The 270-nt window shown below is 45.2% G+C and carries 1 protein-coding gene; it reads right to left on the reverse strand.

Annotated features, from left to right (window positions below; all coding sequences use genetic code 11):
• A partial coding sequence (locus I5349_RS13770; protein WP_226391356.1) for a DUF3987 domain-containing protein occupies positions 1–270 on the reverse strand: 270 nt, incomplete at both ends.

Raw genomic sequence — 270 nt, forward strand, 5'->3', positions numbered from 1 at the left:
ATTGCCCAGGGCATCAAAGTAATCGCCTAATCCGTTATCGGTCTGGCTTGCAAAAACATTTTTCCATACCGGGCGAACGTTCATGAAAAAGAAGATGAAACGGCTGAATAAGCCGTTTTCAGCGTTGGGTATTAAAGCCGAAACTTGTTTTGGCGTTCCTGTAAGGACAGTAGAAAGACAAGGGCTTTCTATGTCCACAAACTCACGGTCGGTTCTGCGATAGTAGGGAATGGTTTCATGGTGAAAGGCTCTTGTAAGGCCTTCACTGTA

Source organism: Penaeicola halotolerans, assembly GCF_016464625.1.
In the GTDB taxonomy this organism is placed as follows: Bacteria; Bacteroidota; Bacteroidia; order Cytophagales; family Cyclobacteriaceae; genus Penaeicola; species Penaeicola halotolerans.